Origin of the sequence: Proteus columbae, from assembly GCF_002777965.1 — a bacterium.
GTDB classification, from domain to species: Bacteria; Pseudomonadota; Gammaproteobacteria; order Enterobacterales; family Enterobacteriaceae; genus Proteus; species Proteus columbae.
In genome coordinates, this window is sequence record NZ_NGVR01000032.1 from 203,113 (window position 1) to 221,493 (window position 18,381).

Here is an 18,381-nt window from a genome sequence, read left to right on the forward strand (position 1 = left end):
TTTTACAGTATTCCCGCTGTTAACAGCGCTTTCTCAACAATTTGCTGACCTGATGATGTCAACGGAGTCATAGGTAAGCGCAATGTGGCGTCTTCAATCAATCCAATACGTTGACACGCCCATTTAGCTGGGATTGGATTAGGTTCAACAAATAACTGATGATGTAAGTCCATCAGACGTCGATTAAGTTCACGCGCTTTCGCAAACTCACCCGCATTTGCTAATTGACATAATTCTACCATCTCTGACGCAGCAACGTTAGCAGTAACCGAAATAACACCATGACCGCCAAGTTGCATAAAGTCTAATGAAGATGCGTCATCGCCACTTAATAAGATAAAACTATCATCATTAACCAATTCTTGGATTTGACTAACACGACTTAAGTTCCCTGTCGCCTCTTTAATTGCCACAATATTATCCAACTTGGCTAAACGTGCAACTGTTACAGGCAATAAATCACACCCAGTACGACCCGGTACATTATACAGGATTTGTGGTAATTCGGTGCTTTCAGAAATCGCTTTAAAGTGCTGATATAATCCTTCTTGTGAAGGTTTATTATAATATGGCGTTACACTCAAACAACCTGCAATACCTTTATTTTCAAACTGTTGTGTAAACCAGACGGCTTCAGATGTTGCATTAGCACCCGTACCAGCAATGACAGGAATACGCCCATCCGCCATATCTAATGTCATTAAAACAACATCAACATGCTCGTCATGACTTAATGTTGCAGATTCTCCTGTTGTGCCGACAGAAACAATTGCGGCACTGCCTGCATTAACATGATAGTCAACTAATTTACGTAAACTAACCCGGTCAACATTGCCTTTTGCGTCCATTGGTGTAACCAATGCCACCATACTGCCTGTAAAATTAAATTCGTTATTCACCATAATCATTGCTCCGAGATAGACGTATACTCAATGGTACTCATTCATTGCTCTATTGAAAACTACTTAACTCTAGGTTTCTAATGAAATTTGCTAATATTCTTTGATATGAATTAAAGAGATATAATAATTGAAGATAGTGAGCAAGGGATCTTGGCAGAAATCGAAATTTGTGTTTACCTGTTAAGAATAAACTGAAAGTCAAAAGGAACCTTATTTTGCCCATACCTGATAAACATTTTCTCGTCATTACTGCATTAGGTGCTGACCGTCCTGGTATTGTTGATACCATTACACAATTAGTCAGCCAATGTGGATGTAATATCGAGGACAGCCGACTTGCGATGTTTGGTCAAGAGTTTACGTTTATCATGCTACTTTCAGGTGGCTGGAACGCTATTGCACAATTAGAAGCGTTGTTGCCCATTAAAAGTGCGGAACTGGATTTATTGACCGTAATGAAAAGAACCACCAATGGTGCACCAATTACCTATCCTTCAACAATCGCAGCGAAAGTTGATATTGAAGATGCACCCGGTATTGTAGAACGCTTTACTAATCTATTTAGCCAACATAATTTTAATCTTGCTGAATTAATATCTAAAACACATCCATCAGAAGATGGCTCACCTGCCCGTTTAGAAATACAAATTACGGCGCATAATCCATTAGATGATCATGGTATTGTTATTAATGAGAAATTTAATCAATTATGTACAGAGCTGAATGCTCAAGGCACAATAAGTATCGTAAATAGTCTGATGATGAAACAGTAAAAAATGGAGAATGACCTAATGAACCCATTAAAAGCCGGTGAAAAGGCGCCTCAATTCAGTCTGCCCGACCAAGATGGAGAAACAATTAATTTATCTGATTTCGCAGGCCAACGTGTGCTCGTTTATTTTTACCCTAAAGCAATGACACCTGGTTGTACAACGCAAGCTTGTGGCTTACGTGATGAAATGGATGCACTAAAAAAAGCCAAAGTTGAAGTATTAGGTATCAGCACAGATAAATCAGAAAAACTTTCCCGTTTCGCTGAAAAAGAGATGTTAAATTTCACGTTGCTTTCAGATGAAGATCATAAGATCGCAGAAGAGTTTGGTATCTGGGGAGAAAAGCAATTTATGGGAAAAACTTACGATGGTATTCATCGTACAACATTTTTAATTGATAAGAATGGTGTTATCGAACACGTATTTGATAACTTTAAAACCAGTAATCACCATCAAGTCGTTCTCGAATATCTCGCTCAGCATCCATAATAAATACTTTGAATTGATAAGATAACAGACAGCTTAAACTGTCTGTTTTTTTATCTATCTTTTTATTAATGCATTCAATGCTGTGCTTAGCTTTTCTTTATATGTTGCTCATTCGCAATTTCATCGGGTAATGCATGCAATACTGCTTTGATCAGCGTTGCTAATGGAATAGCAAAGAAAACGCCCCAAAACCCCCACATTCCACCGAATATAATCACTGATAATATAATGACTAAAGGGTGCATATTTACAGCTTCAGAATACAAAATTGGCACTAATAAATTACTATCTAATCCCTGAACAACAAGATAAGCGATAAATAATGCCCAAAAATCAGAGCCTAATCCCCACTGTGATAATGCAATCACGATAACTGGAATAGTTGCTAAAACAGCACCAACATAAGGAACTAAAACAGAAACACCGACGATAACAGCAAGTAATACAGAGTAGCGTAAGTCAAAGAAAGCAAATACAAAATAAGTGAAAACACCCACAATTATCATTTCAGTTACTTTACCGCGAATGTAATTGGTAATTTGCTGGTTAACTTCAATCCAAACTTGTGCTGCCAATATTCTGTTTTTCGGTAAAACACGACGAACTGCATTAAGCATCTGTTGCTTATCTTTAAGTAAGAAGAACGTCATTAAAGGAACAAGAATAAGATAAATCGACAGTGTAATAATTCCGATTAACGAAGCTAAAGACACTTTTAATACAGATTCAGCCACCGTTGAGAACTTGCTGCGTAAGTTCTCTGCCATCATATCAACGATGCCTGCATCCATTAATGCAGGGAAACGATCGGGTAATTCATGTGCAAATTCATTGAACTTATTGATCATATTTGGGATATCTGAAATCAGTGTCATCCCCTGCTGCCACACAGTTGGCGCTAAAATCAAAATAACAATGGCACTAATACCGATAAAGAGTGTCAGAATTATCGATACAGCCCATATACGGGCACATCCTAATTTTTCAAGTAAATGAGTTGGCCACTCTAAAAGATAAGCAAGCACAATTGCCACCAATAAAGGAGCAAGTATGCCACTGAAAAAATACAGAATTGAAAAGCCGGCAATCAAAATGACCACAAGGGCGATAACTTGTGGATCAGCAAATCGGCGTTTGTACCATTGAACAAGCAAGTCCAGCATGAAAATAAAGATCCTTTATAATAATCAGAACAATAGAGCTATATGTATTCATTTACATAAGCAATAATCTTTTGACAGATTTTACGTTAGGTTTTGCTATCATACATCATTAATTATTAATTATTCGTTAAGATAGCCATCAGGATACAGTTGTATGAAACTCAGACTTAAAAAACCCTTAGTCGCGCTTCTTGTTTCTGCGTTGCTATCAACATCAGTAGTGCCAGCGCACGCTGCGATTGATATTGAAGACTCTTTACCTGATATGGGAACTACCGCAGGTTCAACATTAAGCATCAATCAAGAAATCGCTATGGGTGATTACTATACTCGCCAACTGCGAAATAGTGCACCTTTAGTTTTTGATCCATTACTTTCTAACTATATTAATAATTTAGGACAAAAACTCGTTTCTAACGCCAGCTCAGTTAAAACCCCGTTTCACTTCTATTTAGTTAACAACCCCAATATTAACGCCTTTGCTTATTTTGGGGGAAACATTGTTTTGCATTCTGCCCTCTTTCGATATAGCCAAACAGAGAGCGAATTAGCCTCTGTTATGGCTCACGAAATTACACACGTTACTCAACGACACCTAGCGAGAATGCTTGAAGATCAGGCTAAAACAACGCCTCTTGCTCTTGCCGGTGTATTAGGTTCTATTTTGATCTTTATGGCAAACCCAAATGCAGGTCTTGCAACCTTTACGGGAAGTATGGCGGGTATGCAGCAAAATATGATCACATTCACGCAAATGAACGAGCAAGAAGCAGACCGTATCGGAATACAAACACTTTATCGTGCAGGATTTGATCCCAAAGGGATGCCCGACTTTATGCAAATTCTTGCTGATCAGGTACGATACAGCTCTAAACCGCCTGAAATGTTATTAACGCACCCTTTACCTGATAGCCGTTTATCCGATGCAAGAAGCCGAGCAAGTCAATTTCCTGCTCGCCAAGTTCCGCAATCAGCCGACTTTCTGTTTGCTAAAATGCGTGTATTAACCATGCTGACGAAAAATCCAACATCAGAGAATGCATTACAAACGATACTTGATCAGTTTAAGCAAGGTACTGCACTTGAAAGGTCAGCCGCAAATTATGCGCTAATACTGATCTATTCTCGTGATCGCAAATTTGATGACGCAAGAAAATTGATCACTCCGATGTTAGAAAAAGAACCGAACAATATTTGGCTTATTGATGCCATGACAGATATCGATTTAGAACAAAACCGTGCTGGTGATGCGGTCGCAAGATTACAACTGGCATTGAAACAAAGACCCAATAACAATGTCCTTATTGCCAACTTAGCTAACTCATACATGCATAATAAGCAATATAACGAAGCTAACCGCCTACTGTATCGTTATACCTTTGATAACCCAAACGATCCTATTGGCTGGCAATTAATGGCAGAAAATTCAGCCAAACAAGGTGATAGAGCCCATGAATTAGCCGCTTATGCGGAAGATTTAGCACTCAGAGGTGACTTTGAAACAGCGATCCGTTACTTAGGTGATGCAAGCAGACAAGTTAAACTGGGTAGCAATGATCAAGCTCGCTTTGATGCTCGTATAGACCAATTAAGAAAAATTCAGCAAAGAGACAGCCAATTTAAATAAGGGATAACCATGACCAAGAAAGTGACGATTTATCATAATCCACGCTGTTCAAAAAGCCGTGAAACCTTACATTTACTAGAAGAAATGCAAATAACGCCTAATGTTATTCACTATCTAGATACAGCCCCTTCAGTAACAGAGCTTAAAACACTGCTCAAAGCATTAGGTTTTAATGATGCAAGAGAGTTAATGCGTACAAAAGAAGAAATTTATAAAACGCTAAAACTGGCTGATGAAACATCACAAGATGCATTAATTCAAGCAATGCATGATAACCCTAAACTTATTGAACGCCCTATTGTGGTTGTAGGTAATAAAGCCCGTTTAGGCCGTCCACCAGAGCAAGTGAAAGAACTGTTTAATTAATCTTCAAAATTTAAAGCCCATATTTATGTTCTTACATATATGGGCTCCTCTCTATTTACTTCATTATTAATCCCGCAACTGTTTACTCTCTTTTCTCAATTAAGAAACAAATCATTGAATGTTATTAAATTGTAAAAATTACAATTAGCAAAGTGTTTCTTATTTCCACAATAGAAAAAAAATAATCGCTTTATGCTTTCAAAATTTTTCATCTCAATTTCATATTTTTTATGAGTAAGAAATCGCCATTTTTGAAAACTTTTATCAAGATCACACTACACCGTATAAACTCACAATGATAAGAAAAAAATAATCATGTGTTTCATTTATATTGTGACTCAAGTCTCTTTACACAAATGCATTCCTACATATCATGGGCATCAGAAAATATGATAGCAGAATTGATAAACAATAAATTCTCGCCAAAATATTTTTTCATTATCATCCAAGAAAGAAATTAACAAAAAATACATATTTAAAATAATACTGCAACACAGCAATAAGCTTTCAATTTGTTATTTACTCTACCTCTTCTTTTATTGTTGTTTTTTAACTTGATAACAATTAATCAGTGTAAAACGAAGTTGTAGATGTATATGAAATAAACAACGTTATAGCCAACATTATGGGCAATTAAAACTAACCAATCACCATTATTGGTGTCGGGTGATTGCTAGGCTAATAGGAAAACAGATGAATATCGTACTTAGATTAAAACTTGTCTCATTCCTCCAGTTCTTTATATGGGGATCTTGGCTTGTAACATTCGCCTCGTATCTCTTTGGAGAACTGCATTTTAAAGGTAGTGATGTTGGGCTTATTTTCAGTGCTCTTGGACTTGCCTCACTTATCGCACCCGTCATCATGGGATTTATTGCAGATAAAATAAACAACCGCAAATTAGTGTTTATTACTCTGCATATTTTTTCTGCATTAGCATTAGTGTTAATGTCGCAAATGACGACAGTAACTACGCTATTTTTTGCAACTTTATTACATTTACTGTTCTTTATGCCAAGTATCTCAATGGCAAACAGCATCATTTTCGAACTGTTAGAACAAAAACATTTAGAACCTAATAACTACTTCCCTAAAATTCGTGTTTACGGCACTGTTGGTTTTATTGCAGCCATGTGGGTTATTAGTTTCTTAGGTTTAGGTAATAGCTATCACCAGCTCTTCGTTGCGGCAATCGCTTCTATTGTTTTAGCTGTATTTGCAATGTTCTTACCTGCAACTAAAGCCGCTGACAAAAACGAAACTAAAACCGAAGAAGTGGCATTTAGTATCACTAATATCTTGCAAGTATTTAAAAAGAAAAATGTCGTTGTTTTCTTATTCTTCGCAACACTGTTAGGATCTGTACTTCAAATTACGAATACCTTTGGTGTGCCATTCCTGCAAGATATTGCACAATCTCCAAATGCAGATGATTCATTCTTTGCACGTTATCCTTCTGTGTTCTTATCTATTTCACAGATTTCAGAAGTCGTATTTATTCTGTTTCTACCACTGTTATTAAAACGCGTAAGAATTGAAACTATCGTTTTATTCAGTATGGTTGCTTGGATCTTACGTTTCGGCTTCTTTGCCTACGGTGACTACACATCATTAGGTCAAATCGTCTTATTGTTATCAATGATTGTGTATGGTTGTGCGTTCGACTTCTTTAATATCTCTGGTTCACTGTTCTTAGAAAAAGAGATCCCATTACAATATCGTTCAACAGCACAAGGTATGTTTATGACCTTAGTGAACGGTTTTGGTACTTATTTAGGTGCAATGTTAAGTGGTTGGGTCATTGATTTATATACCACTAATGGTGCGGTTGATTGGAAATCATTCTGGTTAATCTTCACTGGCTACACAGTGGCAATCACTGCACTTTATCTGATTTTCTTACTAGTTCCTCAGAAGAAAGCCAAAGTAGTAGAAGCAAACTAATTATTTACCCCTCCTCCTTTATTGTTTGTGTCTCTCACCGCTTGCCTTGTATAAAGACAAGCGGTTTTTTTATCTCGTGTTTTTATTAGAAAAGATAAAAATAGAAAATTCACCGTTAATAAATAGCAAAAAATTGTTGCCTTCAATGGGAATTAAATTTGGAAAAGAGAGGTAGGATTTAGATTATTCGCCTCACCTAACGAGATGAGTGAGGCTATTTAAAGTTTGAGTATATCTTTCACAAATGGGATGGTCAGTTTACGTTGAGCAACAATAGAAGCGTGATCAAGTTCATCGAGCATTTCAAATAAGGTGCGCATTTTTCTATCTAACCGTTTTAATACAAAACGACCAACATCTTCAGGTAATTCAAACCCTCGAAGTTTTGCTCTTAATTGCAGTGCTTGAATTTTTTCTTCGTCACTTAAAGGTTGCAAACGATAGATTTGTCCCCAATCAAGGCGAGAAGCTAAATCAGGAAGTTGTAGCTCTATTTGGCGAGGCGGTCTATCACCTGTAATTAATAAACAGGTTCGTCCATGCTCTAAAACACGGTTATAAAGGTTAAATAAGGCGAGTTCCCACTCCTCATCACCAGCAATACACTGAACATTATCAATACAAACTAAGGATAAATGTTCCATGCCTTCAAGAACATCGGGAACAAAATAGGCACGTTTATCAAGGGGAACATACCCAACAGCATCACCTTTTAATGAAAGCTCAGCACAAGCGGCATGTAATAAATGGCTCTTTCCACCTCCGTCACGGGACCAGAAATAGATATAACTGCCATGAGATTGATGAATGGCGGTTCGAATTGCCGCGACTAACGACGCGTTTTCCCCTGCATAAAAGCTATCGAATGTCTCATCATCGGGCAGAGATAGTGGTAATGATAGCTGTGACGGCGTATTCAGAAGCACCTCACCTGAATAGTTTAATAAACGTGGTGATTCTAACACAAATTCTCACAAGGTCAGAACCAATATTAAAAAAGCACATGACACAGGTTAAGATAACAGCAAGATCACCCAAATAAGTCTATTTTATGAACTTCAAGCGCCTTATTGAATTGTTGCTTGGCTGTTCCTCGAATTATTTAAAGCAAAATCAAAAAACATTCCGTGCTAATTTGTTTCACTTTATTATCTGAAATTTAATTTCGCAACATCATTACCGGAAGGTTGCTGATAAATATCGAGCTTAAAATATTTGGCTGATGCATTTATATACTCAAAAATTTCAGATTGAGTTTCTTCATATTCAACCCAAGTGGTTGCACGAGTAAAACAATATAACTCTACAGGCAGTCCCATCGGTGTAGGTGGCATTGTTCTGATCACCAAATACATATCAGGTCGAACATCGCCACGCATTTTTATCCAGTTTAACATGTACTTACGGAATAACTGTAAGTTAGTCACTCCTTTTGTTTCTAACCACTCATTAATATCGCCAATCTCTTCTTCTTTTCCTTCAAGCATCGTTTCTATGCTTTTACGAAGCGGCGCTGTATTTTTTAATTCTAATATTAACTCTTGCGTTGCAAATGAAATCGAAGATTGGTCAATATAAAAACTACGTTTAATTCGACGCCCTCCCGATGAAAACATCGGCTGCCAGTTAGTATATTTTTCGGTCAAAAAATCCTTGGTTGGAATACGGGAAATTGTATTATCCCAATTACGTACAGTGATCGTATGTAATGCGATATCAATAACCTCACCGCTAATATTACTACTGGGTAATTCAATCCAATCATAAAGCTTTAATACTTTTCCGTTAGAGATAAGAATATTGGCAACAAAAGAGATAAGTGTATGCTGAAAAACAAACATTAACACCGCAGCAATAGCACCAAAGCTTGAGATAATAATAAGTGGTGACTGTTCAGTAAATAACGCAATGATCAGGATAAAAGAGATAATCCAGACCACAATTTTGGCAATCTCAATATAGCCTTTGATGGAATTATTCCGATGCCACGCTTTTTTAGCGTGCCTAATATTGAAAATATCAAGAACGTTATTAAGCAATGAGGCGATATTGATGATGATAAAGGCACGAGCAACCGTCTCAAAGATAATATTCATTTCAGCTGAAAAAGACGGTAGTAGCTGATTAATATAGAGAACAAGTGTAACTGCAACAATAGATGCACTCTTTTTAGCTATATCTTCTATGGTTTCTTCATCTGAAAGCTCAGTAAATAAAAAAAGTAAACGCTTTGCTATTCGGCGGAAAATCATTTTGGCGAGAAACCACACCACCAGCAACACAATAACTAAAAATATTGTGGTAAAAATCTGCTTTGATGTAATGAAATCATAAATTTCAATCAGCCTTTCCATAAATTACGTTATACCTTTTTTGAAACATCCCAACCTTAAAACGAATATCACCTAAATAACAGATAAAATGCCTATTTCGCATAAGAACAGACACCTATTGTCTCATTTATTTTATTTAAATAAACATCATGATTTAATTAATTATACTTTTCTAAGTTTTAAACACTTAAAATATCGAAAATCTTAGTTTTTAATATGAAATAAAAATAAAAAACAATAAAAAAGGTGGAGATCATCCACCTTTTTTACTAATTTCAGCATATTGCTTTAGATTTTCTTAATCGATTACTTTTTGTTTGCTGTACCGCTAACCGATTCAATGGTGTTATCCACTAATTCTGTTTCAGGGCGAACAACACTCACTAATTTAAAGATTAAGCTTAAAACAATACCTACAACGGTTGCCAATGCCATGCCTTTTAATTCAGCAGCACCAATTTGAATAGAAGCACCACTCACACCGACAATCAGAATAATGGCAGTTAGTATCAAGTTTTGTGGTTTGTTATAATCCACTTTTGAATCTAACAAGACACGAATACCTGATGCACCAATAACACCGTAAAGCAGTAATGAAACCCCACCCATAACTGGAACAGGTACAGCAGCAATAGCCGCAGCCAGTTTACCAACACAAGATAATAAGATAGCGAGAATTGCCGCACCACCAATAACCCATGAGCTGTAAACCTTAGTGATAGCCATAACACCTATGTTTTCACCATAAGTGGTATTAGGTGTTGAACCAAAGAAACCCGAAATAATGGTAGAGAAACCGTTTGCGAACATAGAACGATGTAAACCTGGGTTTTTCATTAAATCGCGCTGCACAATATTTGCTGTAACAACAAGGTGTCCAACGTGCTCAGCAATAACAACTAACGCGGCAGGTAGGATAATAAAGATAGCACTCCATTCAAAACGCGGAGAATAGAATGTCGGTAGTGCAAACCAGTTAGCTTCTTTAATAGGGGTAATATCAACAACGCCCAAGAAGAAAGAGAGTGCATAGCCTGCTAATACCCCAATAAGAATAGGAATAATAGCAAGGAATCCTCTAAACATCACAGAGCCTAAGATAGTCACACCTAAAGTCACCATAGAAATAAGCAGTGTCTGACTATCAACCGGTGCATCTGCACTTGGTAATAATCCTGCCATTCCAGCAGCGGTTCCTGCTAATTCAAGTCCGATGACGGCAACGATTGCGCCCATTGCCGCAGGTGGAAACATCACATTAATCCAGCCTCGCCCTGCTATTTTTACAATACCTGCAACGATACAAAATAACACACCACAGACAATGAATCCGCCAAGTGCTAATTCATACCCTAAAGGTAACAATAAAAGTACAGGTGAGATAAACGCAAAACTTGAACCTAAATAAGCAGGAATGCGTCCTTTACAAATAAAGAGATAAAGCAGGGTTCCGATCCCGTTAAATAATAATATTGTTGCCGGATTAACTTTAAATAAAATTGGCACAAGTACGGTGGCGCCAAACATTGCAAACAGATGTTGAAGGCTCAACGGGATTGTTTGTAATAATGGTGGGCGCTCTTCTACCCCGATTGCACGACGAGTCATGCTTACGACCTCTCTTTAATATGAATGTGAAATTGGTTTGTATATTTCTAACTATAGAACAAGATAATTGGTTCAAAAAAAAGCCGACTATCAAAGTCGGCTTAATTATTATTTTGTACCAAATATCTTATCACCAGCATCGCCAAGACCTGGAACGATGTACCCGTGCTCATTAAGATGACTATCAATAGATGCAGTATATAATTCCACATCTGGATGAGCTTCTTCTAATGCCTTAATACCTTCTGGAGCAGCAACCAGTACTAATACTTTAATTGAAGTACAACCCGCATTTTTTAATAAATCAATTGTGGCAATCATAGAGCCGCCTGTTGCTAACATAGGGTCAACAACAAGAGCCATACGCTCTTCAATATTGGATGCTAATTTCTGGAAGTAAGGGACAGGTTTTAATGTTTCTTCATCGCGGTAAACGCCAACTACACTGATTCGGGCACTAGGAATATTTTCTAATACTCCATCCATCATCCCGATACCTGCACGGAGGATAGGAACTACTGTGATTTTTTTTCCTTTAATCTGTTCTATCTCTACCGAACCACACCAACCTTCTATTGTTACCGTCTCTGTTTCTAAATCGGCGGTAGCTTCATACGTCAGTAGACTGGAAACTTCTGAAGCCAGTTCACGAAAGCGTTTAGTGCTTATATCATGATCTCGCATCAGCCCCAATTTATGTTGAATGAGTGGGTGTTTTACCTCAACGATCTTCATAATTTCTCCTAATGTACGACGCAGCCTGACAAAAAAATCGCGAGATTATACCGCTTTTTTGCCAACATTCCATCGTTTTTCTATTGATATTGATCAAACGCACAGCTTTTAACCACACCAACATGAATAATTGTGACCTATAAAGAAGATCCTCGCAAACGTTTGCTTTGCCTGTTAGAATAGCGTCCGCACACATTTTTTCTTAACAGCAACTTGCCGTGAGGGCTCTACGTGACTAACAAATCCTCTCTCAGCTATAAAGATGCCGGTGTCGATATTGATGCAGGTAATGCTTTAGTCGATCGTATCAAAGGTGTAGTAAAAGAAACCCGCCGTCCTGAAGTTATGGGGGGTTTAGGTGGCTTTGGCGCACTTTGTGCAATTCCATCTAAATACCGCGAACCTATTTTAGTTTCAGGCACAGATGGCGTAGGAACTAAACTTCGCCTTGCGATGGATTTAAATCGCCATGATGACATCGGGATTGATTTAGTCGCAATGTGTGTCAACGATTTAATTGTCCAAGGTGCAGAACCCCTTTTCTTCCTTGACTACTATGCCACAGGAAAATTAGATGTCGATACCGCAGCACGCGTAGTAACAGGTATTGCAGAAGGTTGTAAGCAATCTGGTTGTGCGTTAGTCGGTGGTGAAACTGCTGAAATGCCAGGAATGTATCACGGTAATGATTATGATATCGCAGGCTTTTGTGTCGGTGTGGTTGAAAAATCAGAAATTATTGATGGTAGCAAAGTTAAAGCTGGCGATGCACTAATCGCTTTAGCATCAAGTGGCCCTCATTCTAATGGTTATTCATTAGTCAGAAAAATTCTTGAAGTCAGTAATACACAAGCTGAAAGCACATCCTTAGGTAATAAATCATTAGCTGATCACCTATTAGCCCCTACTCGTATTTATGTGAAATCACTGCTTTCATTAATTGAAAATGTAGATATCCATGCTGTGGCACATATTACAGGTGGCGGATTCTGGGAAAATATTCCTCGTGTATTACCTGAAAACACCCAAGCGCGTATTGACAGTAAAAGTTGGGAATGGCCACTGGTTTTCAAATGGTTACAAGATGCAGGACAAGTCAGCACACATGAAATGTATCGCACATTTAACTGTGGTGTTGGATTGTTAATTGCAGTTAACCCAAATGACGTTGAAAAAACATTAGCGCACCTTGCTGAGTGTGGTGAAAACGCATGGTTAATTGGTGAAATTGCGCCACAAGCTGCGGGTGAAGCACAAGTTATTATTAACTAATGAAAACATGTGAATGAAAAATATTGTCGTCCTCATCTCAGGAAACGGCAGCAACCTACAGGCGATTATTGACGCCTGTAGGGTAAATCAAATCACGGGTAATGTGGTTGCTGTCTTAAGTAATAAAGCTGATGCGTATGGTCTTGAACGGGCAAAACTTGCCGATATTCCCGCGTATTTTGTTGATCCGGCTCTATATAATGACAGAGCTGGTTACGATAAAGCATTAATTGAGCGAATCGATGCTTATCAGCCCGACATTGTGGTTTTAGCCGGTTTTATGCGTATTTTATCGTCTGATTTTGTGGCTCATTATCAGCATAAATTATTAAATATTCATCCTTCTTTGCTTCCTAAATATCCCGGATTACACACTCATCGCCAAGTTTTAGCGAATAAAGACTCTTTTCATGGTGTTACCGTCCATTTTGTTACAGAAGAACTTGATGGTGGTCCCATGATTATTCAAGCTCGCATTCCTGTTTTACCCGATGATACTGAACAATCATTACAAACAAGAATACAAGTGGAAGAGTATCGTATTTATCCATTAGCGATCGGATGGTTAGCTGACGAGCGATTAAAAATGCAGAATAATCAAGCCTTTCTCGATGATATTGCGCTTTTCGACAACCTTGGCTAACTATTTCGTTTAAGATAAAAAGTCACATTGTGCTACACTGTAGCCTGCGTGACTTTTTTTTGTGTCACCCTTTTCTCTTTTTATTCAATGCATTCACCGAGGTGCTTATGTCCGGTGGTAAGAAAGTTCCACCTATAAAATTACGTCCTCTCGAACGAGAAGATCTCTCTTTTGTCCATCAACTTGATAATAATGCCAGCGTTATGCGCTATTGGTTTGAAGAGCCTTATGAGGCTTTTATCGAGTTAAGCGACCTTTATGAAAAACATATTCACGACCAAAGTGAACGCCGTTTTATTGCCGAAAGTGATGGTACTAAGGTTGGACTTGTCGAGTTAGTTGAAATTGATTATGTTCATCGTCGTGCTGAATTCCAAATTATCATCGCTCCTGCGCATCAAGGCCATGGATATGCTGCTCGCGCGGCGAAACTTGCGATGGATTATGCCTTTTCTGTACTTAATTTATACAAGCTCTATTTAATCGTCGATAAAGAGAATGCTAAAGCGATTCATATTTATGAAAAGCTTGGCTTTAAAAAAGAAGGTGATTTAATAGATGAGTTTTTTGTTAACGGTGCCTACCGTTCTGCGATTAGAATGTGTACTTTTCAAGCGCCTTATTTTGAACAAAAAGCCAAAGAGGCGAAACCCGAAAATTTTGTTAAACCGGGTGCGACTATTAAGCAACACGTCTGATTTATTCAGATATTAAGTTTTAACTTTAACCCTTGTTGGAGTTCAGATGTCCCAGGAACGACTCTATATTGATAAAGAGATCAGTTGGCTTGCGTTTAACGAACGTGTATTACAAGAAGCAGCTGATAAACGAAACCCGTTAATTGAAAGAGTCAGGTTTCTGGGGATCTATTCAAATAATCTTGATGAGTTTTACAAGGTGCGCTTTGCCGATGTAAAACGCCGTATTTTAATTAATGAAGAGCGTGGCTCACGCTCTGCATCAAGCCATGCTCGCCATCTTATAAAGAAAATTCAATCAAAAGTGGCTAAAGCCGACCAAGAGTTTGATGCTTTATATAATGATTTGTTACTTGAAATGGCGCGAAACCAAATCTTTTTAATTAATGAACGCCAAATCTCACCTAATCAACAAATCTGGTTACGCCAATATTTCCGTCAGAATTTAAGAAAACACATCACACCTATTTTAATTAACCCTGAAACAGACTTGGTTGAGTTTCTTAAAGATGACTATACCTATTTAGCGGTTGAAATTGTGCAAGGGCAAATTATTCATTATGCCCTGCTAGAAATTCCATCAGATAAAGTACCCCGTTTTGTTATTCTGCCAACAGACCAAGGGCGTAGTAAGAAAAAATCCATGATTTTATTGGATAATATTTTACGCTACTGCCTTGATGAGGTATTTAAAGGCTTTTTTGATTACGATTCATTAAGTGCTTATTCCATGAAAATGACGCGAGATGCAGAGTACGATCTTGCGACAGAAATGGAATCAAGTTTACTTGAAATGATGTCATCGACATTAAAACAACGCCTTACCGCAGAGCCTGTTCGCTTTGTTTATCAACGCGATATGCCTGATGAAATGGTGGCGTTGTTGCGCAGTAAATTAGGTTTATCGAATAATGACTCCGTCATTGCTGGTGGTCGTTATCATAATTTTAAAGATTTTATTAACTTCCCAAATGAAGGTAGTAAATTTCTGTTAAATAAACCGATCCCACGTTTACGCCATGTTTGGTTTGATAATTTCCGCAATGGTTTTGATGCGATACGTGAGCGTGATGTTTTGCTCTATTATCCTTATCATACTTTTGAACATGTGCTGGAATTATTGCGCCAAGCCTCTTTTGACCCAAGTGTTATCTCAATAAAAATCAATATTTACCGTGTTGCTAAAGACTCTCGGATCATTGATTCAATGATCCACGCTGCGCATAACGGTAAACGTGTCACGGTAGTTGTTGAGTTACAAGCACGTTTTGATGAAGCGGCGAATATCCACTGGGCAAAACGCCTGACAGAAGCGGGTGTACACGTTATTTTCTCCGCTCCGGGTCTAAAAATTCACGCGAAGTTATTTATCATTTCACGTTTAGAAAATGGCGAAATTATTCGTTATGCTCATATTGGTACGGGAAATTTCAATGAAAAAACAGCGCGTCTTTATACTGACTATTCACTATTAACGGCTAACACTGAAATTACCAATGAAGTACGCCGTGTCTTTAGCTTTATTGAAAACCCTTATCGCCCTGTGACTTTTGAACATTTGATGGTTTCACCACAAAATTCACGTACCCTTTTAAATCAATTAATCACAAATGAAATTCATAGTGCTCAAGCAGGACATCCCGCTGGGATCACATTAAAAGTGAATAATTTAGTTGATGAAGAATTAGTTAATCGCCTTTATGACGCATCAGAAGCCGGCGTAAAGGTACGATTATTAGTTCGTGGAATGTGTTCTTTAGTACCTAATCAACCGGGATTTAGTGAAAATATTCAGGTAACCAGTATTGTTGACCGCTTTTTAGAACACGACCGTGTTTATGTGTTCACTAATAAAGGTGATGAAAAAATCTTTCTCTCTTCTGCGGACTGGATGACGAGAAACCTTGACTATCGTATTGAAGTTGCAGTGGCTTTGCTTGATCCTCAACTTAAACAGCGCGTTCTTGATATACTGGATATTCAATTTAATGACACCGTAAAAGCACGTTATATCGATAAAGATTTAACAAATAGCTATGTTCCTCGTGGAAATAAACGTAAGATCCGTTCCCAGCTTGCTGTCTATGAGTACATTAAATTGTTAGAACAACCTGGTTCACGAGCGTAATTTTATGCCTTTATCACAAGATGACTCTTCACCACGTCCTTTAGAAATTGCGGCTATTGACCTCGGTTCTAATAGTTTTCATATGATAATTGCGCGTGTTGTTAATGGCGCATTACAAGTATTAAGTCGTTTAAAACAGCGAGTTTATCTTGCTGATGGACTTGATGATGATAACGAATTAAGCGAAGAGGCTATGTTACGTGGGCTTTCTGCCCTTTCTCTTTTTGCTGAAAGGTTACAGGGCTTTTCTGCAGAAAATGTCACCGTTGTAGGAACGCATACTTTGCGTGTCGCCACTAATGCGAAAGTCTTTCTTCAACGCGCCAAAGAAGTTATTCCTTATCCTATCGAAATTATTTCGGGCCATGAAGAAGCTAGACTTATTTTTATGGGTGTTGAACACACTCAATCAGAAAAAGGTCGAAAGCTTGTTATCGATATCGGTGGTGGCTCAACAGAATTAGTTATTGGTGAAAATTTTGAGCCAATTTTAATCGAAAGCCAACGTATGGGTTGTGTCAGTTTTAGCCGTCAATTTTTCCCAGAACAGAAAATTAGCGAATCTGCTTTTCGTAAAGCACGAGAAAAAGCAGCACGTAAAATGGAAAAAATTGCATGGCAATACAAAATGACTGGCTGGGATGTGGCTTTAGGGGCATCAGGAACAATTAAAGCGGCTCATGAAATCTTAGTTGAATTTGGTGAAAAAGACGGTGTTATCACCCCAGAACGCCTACTTATGCTCACTAAACAAGTTTTACGATTTAAGAAATTTAAAGATATCGCCCTGCCAGGTTTATCCGATGAACGTAAACATGTTTTTGTACCGGGTTTGGCGATTTTATGCGGTATTTTTGACTCTCTAGGATTAAAAGCCCTACACCTATCTGACGGTGCATTACGTGAAGGTGTACTTTATGAAATGGAAGGCAGATTCCGCCATCAAGATATTCGCCAGCGCACAGCTAAAAGCCTTGCAGAGCACTATAATATCGATAGAGAACAAGCAAAACGTGTTCTTGAAACCATGCAATCTCTTTACGCTCAGTGGGCACAGCAAAATCCTAAACTAGTTCGCCCTGATTTAGAGGCTATTTTAGTTTGGGCGGTCATGTTACATGAAGTGGGATTAAGTATTAATTTAAGTGGGTTGCATCGCCATTCTGCCTATATTCTTTCAAATACTGATTTACCCGGCTTTAATCAAGAACAACAACTGTTATTAACAACCCTCGTTCGCTATCACCGAAAAGGGATCAAGTTAGATGAGTTGCCTAAATTTAATCTTTATAAAAAGAAACAGTATTTTCCACTCGTACAAATACTAAGGTTAGCAACTTTACTTAATAATCAGCGACAATCGACAACAAAACCTGCATCTTTGCGTTTAGTTACAGATGAAAATCATTGGACACTTTATTTTCCTAAAAAATATCTTTCCGATAACACATTGATGGAATTGGATTTAGAAAAAGAACAAGAACATTGGCAGTCAGTTCCGGGGTGGAAACTGGATATAAAAGAGGAATCTACTTAACAATATGATATTATACAGAAAAAGATGCTAGTCAATGCGTCTTTTGTTGCATCTATCATACAACAACTATCACATAACAACATAGGTTTGATTTGTGACGATAATATGAACATCACCAACGCAATATTGTTCAAGATTCATATTTTTTATACGGAGAAGACCG

At 37.8% G+C, this 18,381-nt stretch carries 16 protein-coding genes; 10 read left to right on the plus strand and 6 right to left on the minus strand.

Annotated elements, in window-relative coordinates:
- Positions 1-2: 2 nt before the first annotated feature.
- Positions 3-902: a 4-hydroxy-tetrahydrodipicolinate synthase gene (gene dapA / locus CBE70_RS17635; protein ID WP_100160352.1), complete on the minus strand. Its 900-nt coding sequence runs from the start codon at positions 900-902 to the stop codon at positions 3-5.
- Between the two features lie 215 nt (positions 903-1,117).
- On the opposite strand from dapA, the gene CBE70_RS17640 reads away from it, so the two are divergent.
- Both CBE70_RS17640 and bcp read left to right on the plus strand, forming a co-directional pair.
- Positions 1,118-1,675 (plus strand): glycine cleavage system transcriptional repressor, encoded by a 558-nt coding sequence (locus tag CBE70_RS17640; RefSeq protein ID WP_088495300.1) that lies wholly within the window; start codon positions 1,118-1,120, stop codon positions 1,673-1,675.
- Positions 1,676-1,693: 18 nt separating this feature from the next.
- On the plus strand, positions 1,694-2,164 hold the full coding sequence (gene bcp, locus CBE70_RS17645; RefSeq protein ID WP_088495299.1) for a thioredoxin-dependent thiol peroxidase: 471 nt from the start codon (positions 1,694-1,696) through the stop codon (positions 2,162-2,164).
- Between the two features lie 86 nt (positions 2,165-2,250).
- On the opposite strand, the gene CBE70_RS17650 is transcribed toward bcp, so the two are convergent.
- Complete coding sequence (locus tag CBE70_RS17650) at positions 2,251-3,327, minus strand: AI-2E family transporter (protein WP_100160353.1); 1,077 nt, start codon at positions 3,325-3,327, stop codon at positions 2,251-2,253.
- Between the two features lie 154 nt (positions 3,328-3,481).
- Here CBE70_RS17650 and bepA point away from each other — a divergent pair, with 154 nt between their 5' ends.
- The 3 genes from bepA to CBE70_RS17665 all read left to right on the plus strand — a co-directional run bounded on the left by bepA (position 3,482) and on the right by CBE70_RS17665 (position 7,264).
- Entirely contained in the window at positions 3,482-4,954 is a 1,473-nt protein-coding gene (gene bepA, locus CBE70_RS17655) for a beta-barrel assembly-enhancing protease (protein ID WP_100160354.1), read from the plus strand.
- Positions 4,955-4,963: 9 nt separating this feature from the next.
- A complete protein-coding gene (gene arsC / locus CBE70_RS17660) occupies positions 4,964-5,320 on the plus strand; it encodes an arsenate reductase (glutaredoxin) (RefSeq protein WP_100160355.1) in 357 nt (118 codons plus the stop codon).
- A 693-nt stretch (positions 5,321-6,013) separates the two neighbouring features.
- The gene (locus tag CBE70_RS17665; RefSeq protein ID WP_100160356.1) at positions 6,014-7,264 is read left to right on the plus strand and encodes an MFS transporter; all 1,251 of its coding nucleotides are present in this window, start codon (positions 6,014-6,016) and stop codon (positions 7,262-7,264) included.
- A 218-nt stretch (positions 7,265-7,482) separates the two neighbouring features.
- On the opposite strand, the gene hda is transcribed toward CBE70_RS17665, so the two are convergent.
- The 4 genes from hda to upp all read right to left on the minus strand — a co-directional run bounded on the left by hda (position 7,483) and on the right by upp (position 11,940).
- A complete protein-coding gene (hda, locus tag CBE70_RS17670) occupies positions 7,483-8,190 on the minus strand; it encodes a DnaA inactivator Hda (RefSeq protein WP_006533048.1) in 708 nt (235 codons plus the stop codon).
- A gap of 222 nt (positions 8,191-8,412) precedes the next feature.
- Positions 8,413-9,618, minus strand: coding sequence for a mechanosensitive ion channel family protein (locus tag CBE70_RS17675; protein WP_100160357.1), 1,206 nt, complete (start codon positions 9,616-9,618; stop codon positions 8,413-8,415).
- Between the two features lie 285 nt (positions 9,619-9,903).
- Positions 9,904-11,205, minus strand: coding sequence for a uracil permease (gene uraA, locus CBE70_RS17680; protein ID WP_100160358.1), 1,302 nt, complete (start codon positions 11,203-11,205; stop codon positions 9,904-9,906).
- Positions 11,206-11,313: 108 nt separating this feature from the next.
- Positions 11,314-11,940 (minus strand): uracil phosphoribosyltransferase, encoded by a 627-nt coding sequence (upp, locus tag CBE70_RS17685; RefSeq protein WP_023581896.1) that lies wholly within the window; start codon positions 11,938-11,940, stop codon positions 11,314-11,316.
- A gap of 231 nt (positions 11,941-12,171) precedes the next feature.
- Between upp and purM the strand changes: the two genes are divergently transcribed.
- The 5 genes from purM (at position 12,172) to ppx (ending at position 18,218) form a co-directional block, all read left to right on the plus strand.
- Positions 12,172-13,212: a phosphoribosylformylglycinamidine cyclo-ligase gene (purM, locus tag CBE70_RS17690; RefSeq protein WP_100160359.1), complete on the plus strand. Its 1,041-nt coding sequence runs from the start codon at positions 12,172-12,174 to the stop codon at positions 13,210-13,212.
- A gap of 13 nt (positions 13,213-13,225) precedes the next feature.
- The gene (gene purN, locus CBE70_RS17695) at positions 13,226-13,855 is read left to right on the plus strand and encodes a phosphoribosylglycinamide formyltransferase (protein WP_100160360.1); all 630 of its coding nucleotides are present in this window, start codon (positions 13,226-13,228) and stop codon (positions 13,853-13,855) included.
- A 107-nt stretch (positions 13,856-13,962) separates the two neighbouring features.
- Entirely contained in the window at positions 13,963-14,553 is a 591-nt protein-coding gene (gene speG / locus CBE70_RS17700) for a spermidine N1-acetyltransferase (RefSeq protein WP_088495291.1), read from the plus strand.
- A gap of 46 nt (positions 14,554-14,599) precedes the next feature.
- Positions 14,600-16,681, plus strand: a complete 2,082-nt coding sequence (ppk1, locus tag CBE70_RS17705) for a polyphosphate kinase 1 (protein ID WP_100160361.1) — start codon at positions 14,600-14,602, stop codon at positions 16,679-16,681.
- Positions 16,682-16,685: 4 nt separating this feature from the next.
- Positions 16,686-18,218 (plus strand): exopolyphosphatase, encoded by a 1,533-nt coding sequence (gene ppx / locus CBE70_RS17710; protein ID WP_100160362.1) that lies wholly within the window; start codon positions 16,686-16,688, stop codon positions 18,216-18,218.
- Positions 18,219-18,381 lie beyond the last annotated feature (163 nt).